Here is a 277-nt window from a genome sequence, read left to right on the forward strand (position 1 = left end):
TGATTTAGATTCGGATGAAACTAGTATAAGTTTTAACGGAACAGTAATCCAGAATATAGTTGACAAAGAAGAAGTAAAAGAACCAACAAAAGAAGTTGAAGAATCGAAAGAGGAAGTAAAAGAACCAACAAAAGAAGTTGAAGAATCGAAAGAAGAAGTAAAAGAGCCAACAAAAGAAGTTGAAGAATCGAAAGAAGAAGTAAAAGAACCAGTAAAAGAAGTTGAAGAACCGAAAGAAGAAGTAAAAGAACCAGTAAAAGAAGTTGAAGAACCGAAA

General features: G+C 32.1%; 1 protein-coding gene. It reads left to right on the forward strand.

Translation table 11 applies throughout. The features are described 5' to 3' along the window. The coding region (locus tag MR113_RS27705) for a hypothetical protein (RefSeq protein ID WP_242257505.1) at positions 1-277 on the forward strand (277 nt) is incomplete at both ends.

The organism is Bacillus cereus group sp. BfR-BA-01379, from assembly GCF_022663605.1.
In the GTDB taxonomy this organism is placed as follows: domain Bacteria; phylum Bacillota; class Bacilli; order Bacillales; family Bacillaceae_G; genus Bacillus_A; species Bacillus_A mobilis.